The sequence below is a fragment of the Cobetia sp. LC6 genome (genome assembly GCF_030264805.1).
In the GTDB taxonomy this organism is placed as follows: Bacteria; Pseudomonadota; Gammaproteobacteria; order Pseudomonadales; family Halomonadaceae; genus Cobetia.
In genome coordinates this window covers 82,605-104,083 of record NZ_JASSPL010000010.1, presented here as the reverse complement: position 1 = coordinate 104,083, position 21,479 = coordinate 82,605, and the positions used below count along the sequence as shown (strand labels likewise).

Below are 21,479 nucleotides of genomic sequence, written 5' to 3'. Positions count from 1 at the left end.
TCAGGCTCCTCGCACGACAGGCTCGCTGTCGTGAGCGGCAGTCGCGCTGTTGTTGTCGGCAGTTGCGCTGTCGTCACCGGCAGGCGCATCCGCCGCCATGGCAGTGGCCGCCTCGGCAGTGGCTGGTTCGGGTGCCACCGGGGCCGGGAAGGCAGCGTCATTGAGCTTCAATTCACGCTGTCCCCAGACGCCGGCACGCCCCGGGGCACGACGCAGGAAGTCACGCGTGATGTCGGCGGTGATCGCCAGCTTCTCGGCGATGACACGCTCGGCCAGCGCCGGGAAGGCCGTGTCGGCGACCAGCTGTTCGATATCGGCCACGATGCGTGCCGGATCGAAGTTCTCGATGTCCTGCACGCTGTCGCCGAGCCCGAAGTCACGCATGATCCCCGGCGCCTTGGGTCCGCAGTAGGACAGCGCGTAGACCGGCGTGCCGGACATCAGCGCGAAGATGACCGAGTGGAAGCGGGTACCGACCAGGAACCGGGCATCGCGGTAGAGATCGACCAGCGCATCCGGGCTCGGGTCGCCCTGCACCAGCTCGATGCGCTTGGCGAGGTCTTCACCGCCCGCCGTGGCCAGTGCCTTCTGCAGATGATCGAACACCAGCCGGGAGATGCGCTGGTCATTCTCGATATCGGTCGGGCCCAGCACGTGCGGGACCACCAGCAGGCGCTCGATGCCCAGACGTTCGCGGGATTCCAGCAGTGAGCGCGACAGCACCTCGACACGCTCGGCGAAGGCTTGCTGATCCAGGCCCCACCAGTCGCGCAGGGTGATCACGGCGTACGGCGAGGCCACGCCATTCGGCGCCTTCACCGCGGCATGCTCGTCGCTGGCACGCGGGGCCATGGCGAAGGCCATGTCGGTGCCCAGCAGCGCATGCGGCAGTTTCGGGTCGGCCTTCTGGGTCATGGCGTGGGTGATTTCCTCACGCGAGACCACCAGGCAATCGCTCAGGGTGCGCAGGAAGAAGCGTTCCTGCGCCGGGGTCTTGAACGGGCCGAAGGAGTGACCCAGCAGAAGCACGCGCTTGCCGGCCTTGCGGGCCAGCATCACCGGCGCGAGATAGCCGATCAGCGCCAGCCACGAGGACAGCGTCTTCTTGAAGCTGCCGTTGTGGAAGATATGACCGCCCTTGACGACCACCAGGTCTGCGGCGTCGATGATGTCGTTGCCACTCTTGCCCTGCTTGCCGAACATCATCTTGGCGCCCAGGCCGAGCAGCGAGGTCACGAAGCGCAGCTTGTCACGCATCGGCGGCATCAGCGGCTGGCCGACGGTGACGCGTTCACGGTAGCGGCGACGGATATGACGGAAGGGTCCGCGCTCGGTGGCGAACACCTGATCATCGATGGGCAGGATGTCGATGCGGTGGCCTTCGGCCTTGGCCACACCAGCGCCGGACACATCGCTGCGACCCTGTTCGGCATCGATCAACTGATCGAGAAAATCGATGGTGCCCATCAGGATGGCGGAGTCGCCCTTGTTGTCGTCATGCCATCCGTGCGTCATGCATATCTTGGCCATGCTGTTCGTCCTTCTGTCCGTAATGTCGCGATTCGGAACGCGCGATGCCTGAGGGCTGTGTCTGAATGCCCGGCATCGCCGTCATGTCATCAACCGGAAGTCACAGATGCTGACCTTCCGATTCCTGCTGCGCGCGTGAAGCCCGGTCAGGCACTCGCCGCAGCGTTGTCTTCGTGTGCCTTGCCACCACGGGACAGTGATGGCTGGAAGAGGATCGCCATCGCCAGCATCACCACTTCGGCGGCGACCGGCACACACAGGAAAAGGCGGTAGAGATCGATGCCCAACAGGCTGCCAGTGTCGCCGGACGCGTTGCCCAGCGAGTGATTGAGCGCCGCGATCGCAAGCCCCCCGCCGACCACCAGCGTGGCGCCGGTGCTCTGGCACAGCAGGCGCTTGCCGTTCAGGCGCAGCGCGGCCAGACGCGTGAAGGCGCAGGTGACGAAGGCGTGCACCAGATAGACCAGCGCGAAGGCGCGCAGCGTCAGGGTCAGGCGCGGGTAGGCGCCGCTCAGGAAGTGTTCCGCCAGCCACGGCGCGACCAGCGCCAGCCCCCCCGCCACGGGCAGCGCGAAGCCACTGGCGATGACCAGGTACTCCTTGAGGCGCGCATCACCGTGGGTCAGCTTGGGCAGGTAGTAGCGATACAGGCTGGTGGGGAACACATAGAGTGCGAACACGATGGAGGTCACCACCGAGACACTGGCCACCTGAGCGGGCGCAAAGGCAAGCCCGGCCAGAATCACCCAGGCCTGCAGGTAGGCGAACGACATCAGGTTGTTGTAGAGAAAGCCGCGACCGCGCGCGAAATCGGCCTTGCTCGGCAGGCGGCGCTGGCCCGCACCCTTTCGACCCACGCCCTCATGGCCCACCGCCACGTCGGCCTCGGCCCGGGCATCCGCTGCCGCATCACGTGACAGCCACATGCCCAGCGCCATCACGATGACCAGCGCGATGGCGCTGACCATCACGAAGGTCGGCACCGGCGCCAGACCGAACATGCCGGCGGGGGTGGTCAGATCAGCGCCGAACTCGGCGCCGGTCACTAGCGCGACGCCCTGATGGTAGAGCGCCGGGCCCGCGGCGCAGGCGACCGCGATCGCCACCGCCAGCGAGATCAGCACCGTCATCAGGTTGACGCGCCCCAGGCGCTCCTGACGCTGCAGGCGCGAGTTGATCATCTGCAGGCCGACCTGCTCCGCCGCGGCGCGCAGCGCACAGAAGGCGAAGATGAAGGCCGACAGGCCCAGCAGCGGCGCGATGCCGACGGCGAAGCCGATCGCCAGCAAGGCGTAGAGCGAGATGCCGACGCCCATCCAGCGACGCAGTGCCGCGCCGCTGGCACCATCGCGGGTGACCAGCAACACCTCGTTGCCGCCCATGCGCGCCAGTACGCCCAGCAGTACCGCGTAGTTGAGGGCCAGCGCGTATTCACCGAAGGCCTCCGGCGCCACGGCACGCGCCAGCAGCAGGCCTGCGGCTGAGGACAGGCCGCGCGCCATCAGATTGAACAGCGAGAAGATCAGCGCTTCGCTCATGACTGGCCTCCGTTGCCGACGACCAGGGCTTCATCGCTGAGGAAATAGAACTCGTAGTTGTTCAAGAAATCGTGGTCCTGATTGCCGGCCGCCACCTTCAGCGACATGAAGAACAGCGCCATCATCAGCGCACCGCTGATCAGGCTGGGCAACAGCTTGTCGCGGAAATGCTCGATCACGTCACAGATGACGAAGATGGCGAATGGCAGAAAATAATAGCTGGCACGTGCCACATGCTCACCGTAGGTGATGAACAAGGTATAAAGCGCCACGCCGATGAACATCAGGTTGAAGGCCCAGGGGTCCAGTGACAGGCGGAAATGCTTCCACAGCACCAGAGTCCCCAGGCAGATCAACAGGTAGATGACGTAGAGCTTCTCGCCACCGCCGGAAAAATCCTCGAAATAATGCGCATAGAGGCCCAACGCACTGAGAATGCTCTTGGCCAGCGGCCCGGCCACGAAGCACAGTGGCAGCAGCCCCAGGTAGAGCCAGAACGGGTAGGCACGGCGCAACAGCGGATAGATCACCAGCAGGGGCAGATACAGTGCCAGGGTGTAGTGGAAGCTGGTGCCGACGAGCATCAGCACCAGCGCGGGCAGCCGCATGCCGCGCTCCAGGCACGCCATCGCCAGCATGAACAGCGCAATCGCCACGTGCTGCTTCACGAATCCGAAGGCCGACAGATAGATCAGCGGCAGGCAGACGAAGAACAGCAGGCACCAGGCCAGATTGCGACGGCTCATCACCAGTGCCGAGACGAAGCACGACACGTAGAGAATGGCGGTGATGATGAAGAACAGCTGCGGCTCGCCCCAGGCCCGCGCCATGCGTGCCAGGGCAGCAGGTGCGGGCTCGAGAAAGCTCAGGTCGACCTGCCAGGTGGCCATCTGGCGGTACGAGAAATAGTCGTACCCTGCGTCGTAACGCAATGCCATGAACGCCAGACACAGCCCACCGGCCAACCAGGCACCCACCATGCGGGTGCGCTCGTTGGCAGCCAGCGGCAGGATTGCCACCAGCAGGGCCATGAAGCCGACGTAATAGCCACTGACGGTCAGCATGCTCAGCGTGCCCCGAAGCCGGTCAGCATGGTCTTGATGGTACGGCCGACGATCAGCAGGTCGAGCCACACGGAGAAGCGCTTGATGTAGTAGAAGTCGTGCTCGAGCTTCTCGCGGGTCTCGTCGGCGTCAGAGGCATAGCCCTGGGTGACCTGCGCCCAGCCGGTGATGCCCGGACGCACCACGTGACGGTAGTTGTAGAACGGAATCTGTTCGGCGAATTCATTCACGAACTTGACCTGCTCCGGACGCGGGCCGATCAGGCTCATCTCGCCCTTGAGCACGTTGATGAACTGCGGCAGCTCATCGATGCGGGTCTTGCGGATCACGCGACCGATGCGGGTCACGCGCATATCGTTGGCCTGGGCGAACTGGGCACCGGTCTTCTCGCTGTCGTGGCACATGCTACGGAACTTGAACATGCGATACGGACGACCGCCCTGGCCGACACGCTCCTGGACAAAGAACACGCCGCCCGGCGAATCGAGGCGGATCAACACGGCGGTCACCAGGCAGATCGGCAGCACGAAGGGCGCCACGGCGAGCACGGCCAGCATGTCGAACAGACGCTTGAACAGCTCATATTCGCTGTTGGGAGCCAGCTGGCCGAAGCTGTTCTCACGCACCTGATCAAGCTCGACACGACCAGTCAGCGACTCGCGGACTTCGCTGGCGTCATAGACCGGGATGCGATGCAGCACGCAGTTGGCCAGGAAACGCTGCCATTCTGCCGGCATGTCGGCTTCCAGGTCGGCGACCACACCGTTGTAGCGCTCTTCGCCCAGGTCCGGCGCGCGCATCAGGTTCCAGCGTGCCCCACGGGTGGTGAACAGGCTGCGATAGTCACCGAAGGGCACCACGGCCAGCTTGCGGATGCGGGTGCGCTGCTCGGCCCAGAAGCCGATGGAGCAGATCAGCATCGCCGCCAGCCATGAGCTGCCGAGCACGATGCGGCTGAAGCGCAGATCCAGCGCGATCAACACGCTCATCGCCAGCAGATAGCTGATGGTGATGGCCGGCAGCACGTAGGCGAAGGCCTTGGCGCCGGGGTAGCGCGACATGTGACGAATCGCCTGCAATGCGAGCAGGAAGCCGCCGCTGGCGGCGATGACACTGTGCATGCGCATCTCGCTGACCCACGGGCGCAGGCCATTGATCAGCAGCAGCGGGACGCCCACTGCCAGAATCAGACCGACGATGGCCTGACACAGCGAGTTGAACATCAGTCGCTCGTACATGCGGGAGTGGCGCTGACGCCCTTCCAGCCCGGAGCTTGCATGGTTCGTCGTGGTATTCATATGCCGTTACCCCCTTGGCTTGCGTTCGTGTTGTGGTTCCGTTCATCACGCTCGGAGCCGCTGGTGCCGTCGCTCGACGGCGTGCTACCCGATGCTTCACCCGTACCGCCTCGGCTCTCGCCTCGACTGCCGATCCCCACTGCCAACGAGGCACGCAGTCTCAGACATCGGGTTCGCGGGCTCTAATGCAAGTGGCCGCTAACCCTTGGCGCCACCCTGGTACTGATAATCGTGATAGCTGTAGCCGTAGCTGTAGGTCGTGGTGGCCTTGCGCTCGACGGCATTGAGAATCGCGCCATCGACATGCACGCCACTGGAGGCGAAGCGCTCCAGCGCCGCTTCGATTTCCTTGGGCGAGTTATGCATGAAGCGCGTCACCATCACGCTGACACCGCACTGCTTGCCGACGATGGCGGCATCGGTAACCGCCAGGATCGGCGGCGTATCGACGATGACCATGTCGAAGTTCGCGCTGGCCCAGTCGAGGAAATCGCTGAAGCGTGACTGCAGCAGCAGCTCCGACGGGTTGGAGGGCGTGGTACCGCGCGCCACGTAGCACAGGTTGCTCGGCGCACCATTGGCGGCCGCCCCTTCGCCAAGCGCCACGGCAGCGGCCTCGGACATCGCCAGACTCGGATCAGTGATGCCACGCACGATGCTGTCGCGGTCGACCTTGCCGAGCAGGAAGTCGCTCAGGCCCGGCGCGGCGTCGCTGGGCGAGACGCCCGCCATGCTCTGGTGGACATGGCCACGGCGCATGTCGGCATCGATGACCAGCACCCGATTGCCGGCCTGGGCGCAGACGGCAGCCAGGTTGGCGGACACGAAGCTCTTGCCGATGCCCGGGCTCGGGCCACAGATCATCAGGCGATTGTCGGGGGCCTCCATCATCGCGAAGTGCAGGCTGGTGCGCAGACCGCGCAGACCCTCGATGGAGAGATCCGCCGGGTTGCGGATCGCCAGCAGCCCCGGCGCGACGTTGTCATTGGCCGCTGCGGCGACACCACGACCGGTGAAGCGCTTGAAGCCACGCGCCAGACGACGGTTGAGGCGTGCCTGCTCCTCGGAGAGCGGCAGGGTCGCGTGGACATTGAGCCCCAGGTCGGAAAGCTCCGACGGCGTCTCGATACCGCGATGCAGCATGGAGCGCAGCAGCACGAAGACCACCCCGAGCATGCCGCCCAGCAGGGTCGCGATCACCACGATTATCGCCTTGCGCGGGCTGATCGGATGCGGCTGCGCAACGGCCTCGTCCAGAATGCGGATATTGCCGATGGTGCTGGCCTGGGCGATGTTCATTTCCTGGGTCTTGTTGAGCAGCTGCACGTAGATCTGCTGATTGACCTCGACCTCACGCTCCAGACGCAGGATTTCCTGCTGGGTGTCCGGCAGGTCACCGACCTGCTTCTCCAGCTCCTTGCGGGTCTGCTGCAGGTCCGCACGCTTCTTGCGCAGTGCCACGTAGTTGGGGTGACTGGGGTTGAACTTGCCGGACAGCTCCGCTTCTTCCAGCTGGGTCTCGTTGATCTGGTTGTCGATATTGACCAGCTGCTCGAGCACCGACTTGGTCTCGAGATCCAGATTCACGCTATCGCTCTTGCCGCGATAGGCATTGAGACGGTTCTCGGCCACTTCGAGACGCTCACGCACCGTCGGCACCTGCTTCTTGAGAAACTCGAGCGACTTCTCGGCTTCGGCGGACTGACGTTCGATGTTCTGCTGCTGGTAGGTATCGGTGATGCGCTGCAGGGTCTGCTGGGTGCGCAGCGGGTCTTCGCCGACCAGCGCCAGACCCAGCACCCCGGTTTCCTTGCCCATCTCGGCCACCGCGAAGCGCGAACGCAGCGCATTGGTCGCTTCCAGGGTCGACTGATGCATCAGCGTGAATTCAGCACCTCTGGCCGCGTCCAGTGCACTGACCTTGAGCGCCACCTCGCCCAGCGGGCCATCGAAACGTGAGGTGTCGCCGACCACACCGGTGCCCAGCGCATCGCCGTCGTACTGCAATTCGTACTCACCGCCCTCTCCCAGCGACACGAGCGTCAGCGGCACGTCGTCCCAGGCCGCCGGCACTTCGAGGCTTGCCACGTCGATCGACTCGCCGGCCCAGACCATGCTGGACCCGGCAAACCAGCTCGGACGCGTGAATTCGTGGGTACGCAGGAAGGTGCCGATCAGCGGGTACTGATACGGCTTGACCACCAGATCCAGCTGTTCCTTCTTGACCGTCTCGCCCAGCACCAGGCGTGAGGTGATGATCTGGATCTCGGATTCGGACGGCGGCGCCTCGCCACGCAGCAGGCTGGAGACATCACGCAGCGGGTTCATGTTGCCGCCGCCCTCCTCGACCTGCACCAGCGCATCGGCCTTGTAGATCGGCGTGGCCAGCAGCGCGTAGAGCACCGCCAGCACGGTGAAGGTGCCGGTGATCAGCGCCAGCGTCAGACGGCTGTCATACAGCTGGCCCAGCATGCGGCCGAGATCGAGACTGGTGCGCGCGGGCACGCTTGACGACTCGCTGGCCGAGGCCTGACGCGTGGTGTGGGAATTGCGGTTCGACATCGTTGGGTCACTCTCCTGGTGTCCTGCCCGGCCACGGCGGTGCCGGGCAGGGACGCCTTGACGACCCCTCGCCTTACTGGCCGAGGGTATCGAGGTTGTCCTGGATTTCGGTGCTGTAGTAGATGGAGCTCACCGTCGGCAGCAGCTGGGTAATCACACGGTTCCAGCGCGAGACCGGTGCAGCGGTGACATAGACGACGTCCTGCGGCTTGAGGCCGAAGTCCGCCCCCAGAATCAGCGCCGTGGAATTGCGTGCATCCAGCTGATAGACGGTGGCCAGCTTCTCGGGGTCTTCACGATCACGACGGATGACGAAGATGCCCGATGCATCGGCGGAGTTTTCCTTGATGCCGCCGGCACGCGCGATGGCATCGGTCAGCGAGATAGGGCTTCTGCCCAGCGGCAGGCTGATGGACTTGTCCACCTCGCCCATCACGAACACCTTCTGGGTACCGACGTCCGGCACGTAGAGGGTGTCGCCATCCTTGAGCAGGCGATCATCGCCCGCCTCGTCATTGGCATTGCGCTCGGCCAGCAGCTCATAAAGGGAGATGGTGGTCTCTTCGCCATTGCGCTTGAGCACCACGTTGTGCCAATCGGCGTCTTCGGACAGACCGCCCGCCGCCGCGATGGCGTCCAGCAGGCTCAACGGCACATCGCTGATCGGTTGCACGCCGGGCGACTGGACCTCGCCAGTGACCCGCACCTTCTGACTGCGGAAGGCGGCGACCTTGACGTCGATCTGCGGCGCATTGAGGTAGGGCTGCAGCTTCTCGCCGAGATCTCGGCGAATCTGGTCCAGCGTCATGCCACTGACCTTGACGCGGCCGACATAGGGATAGAACAGCGTGCCATCGGCATGCACGACGTTGCCGGCTTCCTGCGCACTGCGCTCGGAACCCGTCGGCAAGGTCAGCTCGGGATGGTCATAGACGATGATGGTCAGGATGTCGCCGGGGCCGACACGGTACTGATAGTCCGGTGCCAGACTGGCGCGCGTGCTGCTGTTGAGCTCCTGGGTCAGCGCCTTTTCAAGCTCACGACGCTGCCTGTCATCGCCACTGGACTGGCGCGATTCGGCGTCTGCGCGCGCCTGGGCCTTGATCAGGCCAAAGGTGATCGGTTCCACATCGACGATGTCGTCCACCGGCGCAGCGCTGGTGTCGTAGTCGATGTTGCCACCGGGGGCGAAGACGCACCCGGCGAGCCCGGTGAGGGCGCCGATGCTCAAGCTGGCGCCCAGAAGTCGTGCTATCAGTGCATTTTTCATCTGAAGTCCGTTGAGTCGACAGGCCCGATGACCCGGCACCCCAGTGCCATGATCATCGCGCCTTCCCCCGCCGCACATGGCCGCCGGGATGGATTCGATAACGTCTTCAGTTCCTGCTGCGTCATGCGTGTCGCCGGCCTTGCCTGGCTGTCACGCGGCTGCCGAGGGTTGGCCCTCGTGCATTGGGTACCGGACCCTGGCGGTCTCGGCGTCTTGCGACTGGCGACTGGCTGCTGCGACCTCATTCACGCTGCGCCAGTGTGATCCGCAACGCTTACAGCGATATTTCCGCCATATGAATCATGCACATGGCTTGTCATGTCCCGCCGTCATCCCCAGTCAGAATGTAGGCACATGGTTCAAGATTTACGAAGCAAGACCCTGAACCGCAACCAACGATACTCAGCAAGCGTGTGCATTCAATGCACTTTCCACTTGCAACTCTGACACCATTCTCTGCATGGCGGCCTTCATGCCCCTCTTGCTGGCATTTGGGCAATATCTTCAGCGCCATTGCAGAGCAAACTTTCTGTAGTTTTTTTACCGAAATACGGTACACCTCTTTCGACTACAGCCCACGACCCATGGAGCTTCCAGAGGATCTGCCGATGAATCAGTAACACCAATACAGCGGCATCGCCCTGCATTGGATCACGCCATTCGTGGCGTTCTTGGCAAGGTGACCAAACCCTGTCTGCCGTGCATTTTACCTGATACACGCCTCCCGCCAATCAGCACCCTGTTACAAAAATCCAATAAAAACATTGGTTTGTAGCGCCACAAGTACGCTCGATGTCGCCACTTCCACGAAAGACGCGTTGCCGATGACAGACACCTCAAACCCTGTTTCGTCGGCAATGCGACACACTCAAGCACAGGATTCCAGTCGCCACGCGGACCCCGTCTGGCGCAGCGCTAGATGGATCATCGACAGCCACGTCGCCAATCGCCCACACCCCAATTACTCTTTTTTACATAAATAATCCTCAAGCCATCAACGCGAATAATACGCAAGGCTACGCGCTAGACAGTTCACATATTCTCGTTAACATGAGCCTCGCTTTGCCGTGACTCATTGGCCTTGTCTCTGTGCGGAGAAGGACTTCTTGCATCAACCGCTCTGCGGCTGACACCTGACAGGACTGTCAGGCGCAGACAACAAGGCGCAACGATGAATTTCGGCAAGCGCATGACCAGGGAATACGGTCATGACAGGAACACCTCAGGACGAGGTCGCGCCACGGAGGATGCCAGGGATGGTGTCAGGGACGGCGCTCTTCTCCTCTATCGATATCTTCAGCAGCAGGTTGGATGATCGCCAGCATCTGCTGGCAGCCTCGACGCCGATGTCTCAGTCCTTGAGTCATTACATCGTGGTCTGACATCCCTTCCTGGTCGGCTGACCGCCGGCAATGCTCATCAAGGAGAGTTATCCATGCGCAAGACACATCTCGGAGCCATCATCGGCCTGACAGGTGCCCTGCTTCTCGCTGGCAATGCCATCGCGGAAGAAGAAGCGCCTCAGGGTGCGACCGGTACGACTGGGACTACCGGCACCACCGGCACGACTGGCACCACCGGAACGACTGGTACGACTGGCACGACCGGGACTACCGGCACGACCGGAACGACAGGCTCTGTACCGACAGGTAGCGCAGCCGGCACCGGCACTGCCAGCCAGAATGCCACCGGCAGCGTGACGCCGAGCGCCAGCAGCGGCAGCGTCGCTGCAGGTGCCGCCACCGGCACCGTCGGCGGCGGCACCGGCACGAGCGGTACCACCGGGACAACCGGCACCACTGGTTCAACCGGGACTCGCTGATGAAGACGGCACGTGCGACGCAACGCTTCACGTTCTCAAGCCCTGCGCAGGGCACGGCGGCTACCTCGGTGGTCTCCCGTGCTCTGCGCAACAGGTCGTTGGCGGCCTTCGGCACCCTCGCGTGTCTGGTGTCGCTTTCCGGGTGTGCCCAGATCGTCGCGAGTTCGCTCGGTGACGTGATGGGCAAGGACGAGTTTGACGCCACACGTGCCAGCGAGCTGCCCTATGCCTCTCTCAAGCTTGAGCATGCCAACAGCACCGCGCTGGTGGTTCTCGCGACGCTTGAAGGCAATGGGCGCATCGCGCGTTTCGAGAGCCGCGACCGCGGCATCGTCGAATTGCGCGATGGCGTCCTGTCCGCCACTTCAGGCTTTGCGCGTGATGTGGCGGACAGGCGTGAGCAAAGTACTACCGGGCACGCTCTGGCGCGTCCGGCCTGGTTGATGGCCAGTGGCACGACCTATCAGGTCAGTGTCAGTGCGCTGTCCCCCTACCCGCGTCGCCTGGTGCGTCAGGATGCCGCCTCCACCGGCAGCCAGCGCCAGGATGACGTCGCCGTGATGCAGGTACACGAGGCCACGGCGCGACTCGAATGCGAGGCCGCCGCCCCCTATTCGCTGCCGCTGGCAGAACTGCCGCTGCAGCACTGCCGCGAGATTCTGAGCTGGGACGATGGCAGCACCACGCGCAATGACCTGTGGCGTGACGAGAATCGCGTCTGGGCGGCCGACATGACGGCCTGGCCCGATGGCCCGCGGCTCGGTTGGGAGGTCGCCAAGGCATGGTGACCCCCGTCTTCTCATCGCTGGCCCGTCTGCCATCACTGGCCCGTCTGAACAGTGCCGCCCGCCTGCTGCCCCTCGGGCTGAGCGCACTGCTGGCCGCGCCCCTGTCGAGCGCTGCTGACACCCCGCTGCCGTTCAGTGCCGCGAGCACGCCGCTGGCCAGTCAGGTGCTGCAGGCGCAATGGAATAGCCTCGCGCCATCCAAAGCGCTGGATTGGCGCTATAGCTTCGTCAGCACGCCGCTGATTCGCCAGCAGATGGCCGCACGGGCCAACCGCGTCAGCGCCGAGCTCGAACTGATCGCGGCGCGCTACGCCGTCGGCGCGAAGGAAGACAGCCTTCAGGCGCGTTACGCCGAGGCATTGCAGGCCTGGCAGGCCTATGTCGAGCAGGGCCGCGCGTCAGGCACCCACTCGCCAGATACTGACGCCGTGGTGGCACGCCTGCCCGGTCAGCTCGACCCGCGCCGCGACATGCACGACGGCCCGCAGGCGATCCGCATCGCCCCGGGCATGGTGGTCGGTGCCTGTCAGGCGCCGCGCAGCGTGGTAATTCTGGACGCCACCGGCGTTCATGAGCGCAAGTGGACGCCGAATCTCAGTCTGGATGCGCTGATCGACGAGCGCGCCGCTGCCGGCGGCATCGGGCCAGCCGTCGAGGTCAGCCTGGTGACGCCGCAGGGCCAGGTGCTGACCCGCCCGGTGGCGAGCTGGAATCGTCTGACCAGCGGCGACGCCGACCTGCCCGTCGCCCCCGGCGCCAGCGTGGTGATCAGTACGCCGGGCATCGATACCGCGCAGCAGTGGGTGAACGAGGCGCTACCGGCCTGGCTTGCCAGCCGTCTCCCCGGCGATGCCTGCCAGAGCTGGCAGCTGGACGCCGCGAAGCTTTCGACGCCCCCGCGCTAGCCGGCGGGGCTGCCCCGGCGCAGCACACTGCACCTGACCGCGAACCCAATCCCTTATTCACGTACGTGAGCCCCTGGCTTGCGTGCATGCGAGACGCCCATGTCGAGTCCTTTTCGCCCTGCCAATCACGTTACGCACTCAAGCCCCGAGCAGCGCCCTGCCCTGGCACGCAATGGCTGGCTGGCACTCGGCATGGCGGGCGGATTGCTGGGTGCGCAGATCGCCCATGCAGCGACCGGCGAATCCCAGAGCGACTTCGGTGGCGTGGGCCTGATGCAGACGCCCACGGCGCGTTTTGCGCCCCAGGGAGAATTGAGCTTCACCTACAGCCGCACCCAGCCCTACAAGCGTTTCAGCGTAAACGCCGCGCCCTTCGACTGGATGGAGCTGGGCTTTCGCTATGTCTCGGTGGAAACCGTCAGCTACGGCGCGGCCGCCCCGGACCGCGACTACCTGGATAAATCCTTCGACACCAAGTTCCGTCTGATGAAAGAAGGCCGCTATCAGCCCGAAGTTGCGGTGGGCCTGCGAGATCTCGGCGGTACGGGCCTGTTCAGCTCCGAGTATCTGGTCGCCAGCAAGCGCTACGGCGACCTCGACTTCAGTCTGGGCCTCGGCTGGGGCTATCTGGGCACGCGCGGCGACTTCAGCAATCCACTGGCAATAGTGAGAAGCAGTCTCGAGACGCGCAGCGACTCGACCAGCGATGACGGCGGCGACTTCCAGCTCGGCAGCATGTTCAGTGGCAGCCCGGCCGTCTTCGGCGGCATCGAATATCAGACGCCCTGGGACCCGCTGACCCTGATGCTGGAATATGAAGGCAACGACTATTCCGACGAGCCACTGACGGTGGAGATCGAACAGGATTCGCCGGTCAATCTGGGGGCGACCGTCAAGGTCAATGACAACCTGTCGCTGCATGGCGGCTGGGAGCGAGGCAACACCGCCATGCTGGGGCTGTCGCTGTCGACCAATCTGGCCGGGCTCGCCCAGGCCAAGGACGATGGCACGCCGGAGGCGGTCGCCCCCAGCACCCATAGCCGTTATCGCAACGACCAGACACCGGAAGCCTTCCGTGTGCGCTCGCTCAACGCGAACGCTTCACCAAACACCGCACCCTCCGCCCCCACCGCCAGCGCTGCCCGACCGGCAGACGTGGCGGCTGAGCGGTCAGCCCATGAAGAGCCTTCAGCGAACAGAGAGCCGTCAGCGAACAAGGATCAACAAGGCCGCCTGCTGACCCTCGACTCGTTCGGCGGCGCGCCCGCGGACACCCCACTCGAGCCCGGCACGACTGATGGCCCGCAGGCAGAAGATCTCCCGCGTCTTGCCGACGTGGACTGGGACGCGCTGGCCGATACCCTGCGTGCCCAGAGCGGCCTTGAGGTGTCACAGCTGCGGGTCGATGGCGATACCCTGATCGTCGAGGCCGAAGCGACGCGCTTCCGTGATGACCTGCAGGCCGAAGGCCGCGCCAACCGCGTGCTGCACAACCGCCTGCCCGTCGAGATCACCACCTTCCGCTATCGCCTGAGCAGCAATGGTCTGGCGCTGCGCGAAGATGAGCATCCGCGCCAGCCCTTCGTGGCCGCCGCCAATGACCGTCGCTTCGGCGCTGAATACGAGCACTCCATCACCGCCCATGCTGCCTCGCCTCAGACCATCTCGCCCGATAGCGACGATGATGCGGCACGCCAGGCGACAGGGGATGGCGTCAAGCTGGCACGCGAGCCGTTCGGCTTCAGCTGGGGCTTCTCGCCGAGCCTCAAGCAGAACTTCGGCGGCCCCGATGGCTACCTCTATCAGCTCAACCTGCAGCTGGACGCCCTGTGGCGTACCGACCGCAATGGCTGGTTCACCGGCGTGGCGACCTATCAGCTTGCCGACAACTTCGACAACTACGAGTACATCGCCGATTCCGAGTTGCCGCGCGTGCGCACCTATGTCGGGGAATACATCAAGGAAACCGACCTGGGCATTACCAGCCTGCAGTACAACCGCACCCACCAGTTCGGGCGCGACTGGTACGCCCAGGCCTACGGCGGCATTCTCGAGATGATGTATGCCGGGGTCGGTGCCGAGCTGCTCTATCGTCCGATGAACAGCTCGCTGGCGCTGGGGCTGGACATCAACCGCGTCCGCCAGCGCGAGTTCGACCAGCAATTCGGCCTGCGTGACTACTCGGTCACCACCGGCCACGCCACCGCCTACTGGCAGTCCGGCTGGCACGATGTACTGGTCAAGGGCTCGGTGGGGCGTTATCTGGCCGGCGATATCGGTGCGACGCTGGACCTGTCGCGCAGCTTCTCCAACGGGGTCAGCGTCGGCGCCTGGGCGACCCTGACCGATGCCGGCGATGACTACGGCGAGGGTAGCTTCGACAAGGGCCTCTACGTCAGCATCCCGCTGGATGCCTTCTTCACCACCTCCAGCAAGGGCAGCACCGGCTTTGCCTGGGCACCGCTGACCCGTGATGGTGGCGCACGCCTCAACCGCCGCTATCAGCTGTATGACATGACGCGCGATCGTGATCCCGAGACTTACTGGGAAGGCATCGACAAGGTCTACAAGTAATCCGTGCGTGAGTGTGTTTCACTGCCGGCTGAAGCGTGCCGATATTGGCGCCTGACTCACTGTGGCTGACCCTGACCCGATGAATATTCCGATTACCGACGTCTCGCCGGCCACTGCCGGCGCTGCGACACCTGCCAATCACGAGATCGCCTGCAGCAATTGCCAGGCCTGTTGCTGCCGTCTTGAGGTCATTCTGCTCACTGATACCGGCGTGCCGGACTACCTGATCGACGAGGATGAATGGGGCGGCGAAGTCATGCGCCGTCTCGACGATGGCTGGTGTGCCGCCGTCGACCGCGAAACGCTGATGTGCACCATCTACGACCGGCGCCCGCAGCTGTGCCGCGATTACGAGATGGGTAGCCCCGAATGCGAAGACGAGCGCCTGGAAAACGGCCTCGATCAGTAGGCCGCCTGCCAGCGCTCGTCTTCATTGTCTGCCAGTCGTGCCCGGCCTGATGTGCTGTCTCAGGCAGTGGCTTCCGGCACCGATGGGGCCGCTCCTTCAAGGCTCGGGCTTGTCTCGGGTAGCGTGCGCATGGCGCGCATATGCCCTTTCACCTCTACCTCGCGATGCCAGCTCAGCGCCTGCTCCAGACAATGCGGCGTGTGGCCGCCCCGCTGGCACGCCTCCTCGAAGTAAGCGCGCAGCGCAGGACGATAGCTCGGGTCCGAGCAGTTCTCGATCACCTGCACCGCCCGCTCGCGTGGCGCCAGACCGCGCAGGTCCGCCAGCCCATGCTCGGTGACGAGGATATCGACATCGTGCTCGGTGTGGTCCACGTGGCTGGCGAACGGCACCACGCTCGAGATATCACCGCCCTTGGCCAGTGACTTGGTGATGAACACCGACAGCTGGGCATTGCGCGCAAAATCGCCGGAACCGCCGATACCATTCATCATCCGCGTGCCGCAGACGTGGGTGGAATTGACGTTGCCGTAGATATCGAATTCCAGCGCCGTATTGACCGCGATCACGCCGAGGCGCCGCACGATGCCCGGATGATTGGAGAGCTCCTGCGGGCGCAGGATAAGGCGATCACGATAGCGCTCGAGGTCCTTCCACAGCGTGCGGCCACGCTCCTCGGTGACGGTGATGGAGGAGCCGGAGGCGAAATCGAGCTTGCCGGCATCCAGCAGGTCAAAGGTGGAATCCTGAAGCACCTCCGAGTACATGGTCAGGTGCTCGAAGGGCCCTTTCTTCAAGCCACTCATTACCGCGTTGGCCATGCTGCCGATGCCGGCCTGCAGCGGCAGCAATGCCGGTGTCAGACGCCCCAGCGCGACCTCCTGCTTGAGCAGTTCGACCAGATGACCCGCCATGCGCTCGGTGCCGTCATCCGGCGGCGTGCAGGTCGAGGGGCTGTCACTGCCGCGGGTCAGCACGATGGCCGCGATCCTGGCGGGGTCGATGGGGATATATGGCGTGCCGATGCGCGAATCCGGCGCGACCACCGGAATCGGCTGCCGGCTGGGGCGCATCTGCGGAATGTAGATGTCGTGCAACCCTTCAAGCGCCGCCGGCGACTCGAGATTGAGCTCGATGATCACCTTGTCGGCGAGAATCGCATAGCTGGCCGAGTTGCCCACCGAGGTGGTCGGCACGATGCCGCCATCGGCGGTGATGGCACTGGCCTCGATCACCGCGATATCCATGTCGCTCAGCTGGTGGTTGCGCAGAAGCTCCACCGTCTCGGACAGGTGCTGATCCATGAACATGACTTCGCCGGCGTTGATCGCGCGGCGCAGCACCGGGTCGACCTGAAACGGCATGCGCCGCGCCAGCATGTGGGCATCCGCCATCTGGCCGTCGAGGTCATTGCCCAGCGAGGCGCCGGTCATCAGCGTGATGGAGAACGGCTCGCGACGTGCCTTCTCGACCAGCGCCAGCGGCAGGGCCTTGGCCTCTCCCGCCCGCGTGAAGCCGCTCATGCCAACCGTCATGCCATCGTGAATCAATTCGGCGGCCTGGCTGGCGCTCATCTGGCGCGACTGCCAGTCAGGCCAGCGACAGCGGCGCGCGATCTCGGCGTGCTGCTCCGGGGTCAGCTCGCCGACCTCCATGCGCGCCAGCAGCGAGAAGACCTCGCTTGATGCAGCTGCTGCGACAGGCGCGGCTGATGCCTCGGAAGCAGTGGAGGCTGCGGAGGCTGACGGAGCATGAGGCGTGACACTGGAGCGAGAACCGGATGAAGACACGACGGCAGAACCTCCTGAGGGGCAAGACACTACGAAATGAGCAAACAAGGCGCTGGCAGACGCCGACCAGACCAGACCAGACCAGACCAGACCAGACCAGACCAGACCAGACCAGACCAAGCATAGCCAAGCCTGAAATAGCCAGGGCTGTAATAAACAGGTCTGCAATAACCAGGCACTGGCTTTCAGCATCCCACGCAGTACGCCGCCCCCGCATCAGGCCTTGGTCGCAAGGCGGTGGCAGGGGCTGGAACCCGGTGGTGCACAAAGGGCGACGCAGCATGCGGCGCAGATGGCGACGGCGAGACACGAAAAAGCCCGCTCATGAAGAGCGGGCTTTCGGGAGGCGCAGATGACGTCGCGAGGAATTACACCATGCTGTCGAAGTCCATGTTGTCGAAGCTTTCCGGCGCATCGGCGTAGCCGTAGAGCGTGTTGCGACGCTGCAGGCGGAATTCACCCAGCAGCTGCTCGTAGCGGCGCGGCACCTCGGCATTGTCACGCGTGACGATGTAGAGATTCTCATAGACGGCTTCGGTCAGCGGCATCTCGCGCACCTGACGCTGCCACGGCGAGGTCTCCAGCACCGTGCGCGAGACGACGGTGAAGCCCAGACCACGCGCCACGGCGTCCAGCACCATGCCAATATCGTTGGTGAAGCCCTGCTGCGGGAAGTGGCTCATGGAGCGAAATTCACCGGCGAAGTTCTCACGCAACAAGGCACTGGCATTGTTGACGCCATCGGCGTAATTCATGAAGCCCAGCGCCATCAGCTCGTTGAGACTGTTGCCGGCGAAGTCGGCGGGCACCACCAGACACAGCGGCTCCTGATGCCACAGCTCGAAGTTCAGGTCCGGATGCTTGACCGGCTCGGTGACGATGCCCAGGTCGAAACGACCCGCCAGCACGTCCTGCACGATCTCGGAATTGAAGGCGAAGCTGTAGCTGACCGTCAGCCCCGGATGCTGCTGCTGATAGCCCAGCGTGAACGGATAGAACATCAGCCCGACGCTTGAGGGACTGGCCACGCGGCATTCGCCGCTGTCCGGGGAATCATCATCCAGCGAGTGCATGAACTGGGTGTGCTCGGCGAACAGCTTGATGGAGTAGTCATAGCAGCGACGCCCCGCTGCGGTCAGCGAGAACTTGCGTCCCTGGCGATTGAGCAGCGAGCGGCCCAGATACTGCTCCAGCTTGCGAATATGCTGGCTGACGCCGGGCTGGGTCATCTCCAGCTTGCGCGCGGTATGGGTAAAGCTGCCGGTCTCCACCAGTGTGATGAAGGTACGAAAATACTGGGCGTTGAACATGAAGGCACTGACCACTCACGAACGGGGGACGCGACTCGGCGCATCGTGTTGCCGGCGACGACCTGCATGACGCAACTGCCATGTCAGCACAGGGGCCACCGACCCGCAAAGCACATGATTCTACCAGAGCTGGCCGCCATGCGCAGCGCTGCGCCCCGCCACTCTCGCGTGTTAGCATCATGGACAATGCCAGCTGCCACCCTGGCTGCGTCTGCCGTGTTCAACGTCACGATGACGCGCCAGGGCCCGGCGCTTTACCCCTGTCCTGGCCAATCTTCGGACTGGCCCGAAACACGAGATGCTTTAGATGTCTGATGCTCTGGCTGCACGCGGCGAAGCCATTCACAAGGCGCTGCTCGCCATGGAAAGCGAGTGTGCCGAAAACGACCTGTTCCCGCTGGGGTACATGATTCCCCAGGTGGAACTGGTGCTGGAAAACGCCGATTACGATCCCGAGGATGTGGTTGCGGAAGACTTTGACGCCACCTTTGAAGAGTGGATGCAGCACGCCTTTGCCCAGGACAGCATGAGCGTGGACGACCGCGAGCGCATTGCTGAACTCTGGGCAGAAGCCCGGAAACGCGCCCAGACCACCGTGGGCGCCTGACACAAGGAAGACAGTCATGAATTCTGTCACCAGCGAAGCGACGACCTATTCACGTGATGCCAGCTCCATGCTGGTCTCGACCATCATCTCGCCGGAAGGCAGCCTGGAAGTGCTCTCCCAGGATGAGGTCAATCGCCTGCGCGACACCTCCTCCAACGGGTTGCACGACATCCTGCGCCGCTGTGCGCTGGCCGTGCTCAACTGCGGCAGCCAGACCGATGACAGCGTCGCGGTGCTCAACGCACACAAGAATTTCGAGATCGAGGTACTGCAGCAGGACCGCGGCATTCGCCTCAAGCTCGACAATGCGCCCGGCGATGCCTTCGTCGACGGCAAGATGATCCGCGGCATTCGCGAGCATCTCTCCAGCGTGTTGCGTGACATCGTCTATGTGGCCAACGAGATCCAGAACACCCCGCGTTTCGATCTCACGACCACCGAAGGCACCACCAATGCGGTATTCCATATCCTGCGCAACGCCGGGGCGCTGAAGTCCTCGCGTGAGCCGAGTCTGGTCACCTGCTGGGGCGGGCACTCCATCAACCGCGAGGAATACGAGTACACCAAGGACGTGGGTTACCACCTCGGCCTGCGTGATCTCGACATCTGCACCGGGTGTGGCCCGGGCGCCATGAAGGGCCCGATGAAGGGGGCCAACGTCGCTCACGCCAAGCAGCGTCGCACCGAAGGGCGCTATCTGGGCATCTCGGAGCCGGGCATCATCGCCGCCGAATCGCCCAACCCGATCGTCAATGAACTGATCATCATGCCGGACATCGAGAAGCGCCTTGAAGCCTTCGTGCGCACCGCACATGGCATCATCGTCTTCCCGGGCGGCGTGGGCACCGCCGAGGAGATTCTCTATCTGCTGGGCATTCTGCTGCACCCGGAAAACAGCGAGCTGCCGTTCCCGGTCATCTTCACCGGCCCGGCGTCCAGCGCCGAGTACTTCAAGCAGATCGACGAGTTCATCGCCTACACCCTGGGCGAGGAAGCGCGCTCGCGCTACCGCATCATCATCGACAATCCGGTCGAGGTGGCACGCACCATGCGCAGTGGCATCGACAAGGTGGCGGAATTCCGTCGCCAGCATCAGGATGCCTTCTACTACAACTGGCGCCTGCACATCGCGCCGCACTTCCAGCAGCCCTTCGCGCCGACCCACGCCAACATGTCGGGCCTGGCGCTGCACCGCAACCAGCCGGTGCACGAACTGGCGGCCAACCTGCGTCGTGCCTTCTCGGGCATCGTCGCCGGCAACGTCAAGAAGGAAGGCATCGAGGAGATCGAGCGCGACGGCCCCTTCCGCCTGACCGCCGAGGCCGAGCTGATGGAGCGTCTCGACGCCCTGCTCACCTCCTTCGTCGCCCAGGGCCGCATGAAGCTGCCGGGCAGCGATTACGTGCCCTGCTACACCCTGTGCAAGTAAGTGGCCCGGTGATGACACGCTGAGGCGTGTCGTCACCTCACAAGTCATCACAAGAACGCCATCACAAGAACGCCCCGATCATTGCTGATCGGGGCGTTCTTGTTGGCAGGGAAGATCTTGCTGACGGTAGGGATGATCTAGCTGACAGCACCGCAAGAATCGAGGCTCAGCCTTCCTCGCCACGACGGCGCTGCATCCACATGCTGATCACGTGCGCCAGCAGGCCCAGTGTGAGGCCATCAACCAGCACCTCAAGCGCGCCCTCCTGGGGGCGGTTGAGCATCGGCGCGGCAAAGTTGAAGGCCGCCATCGCCGCCAGCCCCACCACCAGCCAGACCAGCAGACGACGCATCATGGTCGGTACCTTGGCCTTGGCGGTGTCTGACAGCTGGCGATAGATGTAGATCCCCAGCGCGCTGACGGCGACGGCAAAGCCGACGATCAGCATCAGACGCGTATTCTCGCCGCTGATCAGGAAACGCGGAATATTGGCGACCATTACCACCGCCAGACCCGCCAGCACGGAGACGCGCTGCGGCGTCAGGTTGCGGGCACGCGGATGATCAGGATTCAGTTTCGGCAT

Annotated in this window: 16 protein-coding genes; 7 read left to right on the top strand and 9 right to left on the bottom strand. The window is 63.9% G+C overall.

The window, feature by feature from the left end:
• The 6 genes from QQF40_RS12600 to QQF40_RS12575 form a co-directional block, all read right to left on the bottom strand.
• Nucleotides 1-1,530 (bottom strand): polysaccharide pyruvyl transferase family protein, encoded by a 1,530-nt coding sequence (locus QQF40_RS12600; protein ID WP_285461532.1) that lies wholly within the window; start codon nucleotides 1,528-1,530, stop codon nucleotides 1-3.
• Nucleotides 1,531-1,676: 146 nt separating this feature from the next.
• Entirely contained in the window at nucleotides 1,677-3,068 is a 1,392-nt protein-coding gene (locus tag QQF40_RS12595) for a polysaccharide biosynthesis protein (RefSeq protein ID WP_285461531.1), read from the bottom strand.
• Nucleotides 3,065-4,132: an EpsG family protein gene (locus QQF40_RS12590; protein WP_285461530.1), complete on the bottom strand. Its 1,068-nt coding sequence runs from the start codon at nucleotides 4,130-4,132 to the stop codon at nucleotides 3,065-3,067. Before QQF40_RS12590 ends, QQF40_RS12595 begins: the two co-directional genes overlap by 4 nt.
• A 2-nt stretch (nucleotides 4,133-4,134) precedes the next feature.
• Nucleotides 4,135-5,430: a sugar transferase gene (locus QQF40_RS12585; RefSeq protein WP_052384635.1), complete on the bottom strand. Its 1,296-nt coding sequence runs from the start codon at nucleotides 5,428-5,430 to the stop codon at nucleotides 4,135-4,137.
• 198 nt (nucleotides 5,431-5,628) lie between these two features.
• Nucleotides 5,629-7,992, bottom strand: coding sequence for a GNVR domain-containing protein (locus tag QQF40_RS12580; RefSeq protein ID WP_285461529.1), 2,364 nt, complete (start codon nucleotides 7,990-7,992; stop codon nucleotides 5,629-5,631).
• Between the two features lie 73 nt (nucleotides 7,993-8,065).
• Nucleotides 8,066-9,262 carry a polysaccharide export protein gene (locus QQF40_RS12575; protein WP_175089466.1) on the bottom strand — a complete coding sequence of 399 codons (1,197 nt, stop codon included), beginning with the start codon at nucleotides 9,260-9,262 and terminating at the stop codon, nucleotides 8,066-8,068.
• 1,435 nt (nucleotides 9,263-10,697) lie between these two features.
• Between QQF40_RS12575 and QQF40_RS12570 the strand changes: the two genes are divergently transcribed.
• From QQF40_RS12570 to QQF40_RS12550, 5 genes are all read left to right on the top strand, one after another.
• Nucleotides 10,698-11,084, top strand: coding sequence for a hypothetical protein (locus QQF40_RS12570; RefSeq protein WP_285461528.1), 387 nt, complete (start codon nucleotides 10,698-10,700; stop codon nucleotides 11,082-11,084).
• Nucleotides 11,084-11,872 (top strand): YjbF family lipoprotein, encoded by a 789-nt coding sequence (locus QQF40_RS12565; protein ID WP_285461527.1) that lies wholly within the window; start codon nucleotides 11,084-11,086, stop codon nucleotides 11,870-11,872. The genes QQF40_RS12570 and QQF40_RS12565 overlap by 1 nt, the downstream gene beginning before the upstream one ends.
• Nucleotides 11,866-12,777 carry a hypothetical protein gene (locus QQF40_RS12560; protein WP_175089462.1) on the top strand — a complete coding sequence of 304 codons (912 nt, stop codon included), beginning with the start codon at nucleotides 11,866-11,868 and terminating at the stop codon, nucleotides 12,775-12,777. Before QQF40_RS12565 ends, QQF40_RS12560 begins: the two co-directional genes overlap by 7 nt.
• Before the next feature lie 99 nt (nucleotides 12,778-12,876).
• A complete protein-coding gene (locus QQF40_RS12555; RefSeq protein ID WP_285461525.1) occupies nucleotides 12,877-15,351 on the top strand; it encodes a YjbH domain-containing protein in 2,475 nt (824 codons plus the stop codon).
• Nucleotides 15,352-15,430: 79 nt separating this feature from the next.
• The gene (locus QQF40_RS12550) at nucleotides 15,431-15,760 is read left to right on the top strand and encodes a YkgJ family cysteine cluster protein (protein ID WP_054556269.1); all 330 of its coding nucleotides are present in this window, start codon (nucleotides 15,431-15,433) and stop codon (nucleotides 15,758-15,760) included.
• Nucleotides 15,761-15,819: 59 nt separating this feature from the next.
• Here the strand turns inward: QQF40_RS12550 and scpC are convergent, their stop codons facing one another.
• Nucleotides 15,820-17,550 (bottom strand): succinyl-CoA:acetate CoA-transferase ScpC, encoded by a 1,731-nt coding sequence (gene scpC, locus QQF40_RS12545; protein ID WP_285461524.1) that lies wholly within the window; start codon nucleotides 17,548-17,550, stop codon nucleotides 15,820-15,822.
• A gap of 368 nt (nucleotides 17,551-17,918) precedes the next feature.
• A complete protein-coding gene (locus QQF40_RS12540; RefSeq protein WP_043334148.1) occupies nucleotides 17,919-18,860 on the bottom strand; it encodes a LysR family transcriptional regulator in 942 nt (313 codons plus the stop codon).
• 307 nt (nucleotides 18,861-19,167) lie between these two features.
• Between QQF40_RS12540 and QQF40_RS12535 the strand changes: the two genes are divergently transcribed.
• Both QQF40_RS12535 and ppnN read left to right on the top strand, forming a co-directional pair.
• Nucleotides 19,168-19,467 carry a hypothetical protein gene (locus QQF40_RS12535; protein WP_166018474.1) on the top strand — a complete coding sequence of 100 codons (300 nt, stop codon included), beginning with the start codon at nucleotides 19,168-19,170 and terminating at the stop codon, nucleotides 19,465-19,467.
• A 16-nt stretch (nucleotides 19,468-19,483) separates the two neighbouring features.
• On the top strand, nucleotides 19,484-20,896 hold the full coding sequence (gene ppnN, locus QQF40_RS12530; protein WP_285461523.1) for a nucleotide 5'-monophosphate nucleosidase PpnN: 1,413 nt from the start codon (nucleotides 19,484-19,486) through the stop codon (nucleotides 20,894-20,896).
• A 166-nt stretch (nucleotides 20,897-21,062) separates the two neighbouring features.
• Here ppnN and QQF40_RS12525 read toward each other — a convergent pair whose 3' ends face one another.
• A complete protein-coding gene (locus QQF40_RS12525; protein ID WP_107336349.1) occupies nucleotides 21,063-21,479 on the bottom strand; it encodes a hypothetical protein in 417 nt (138 codons plus the stop codon).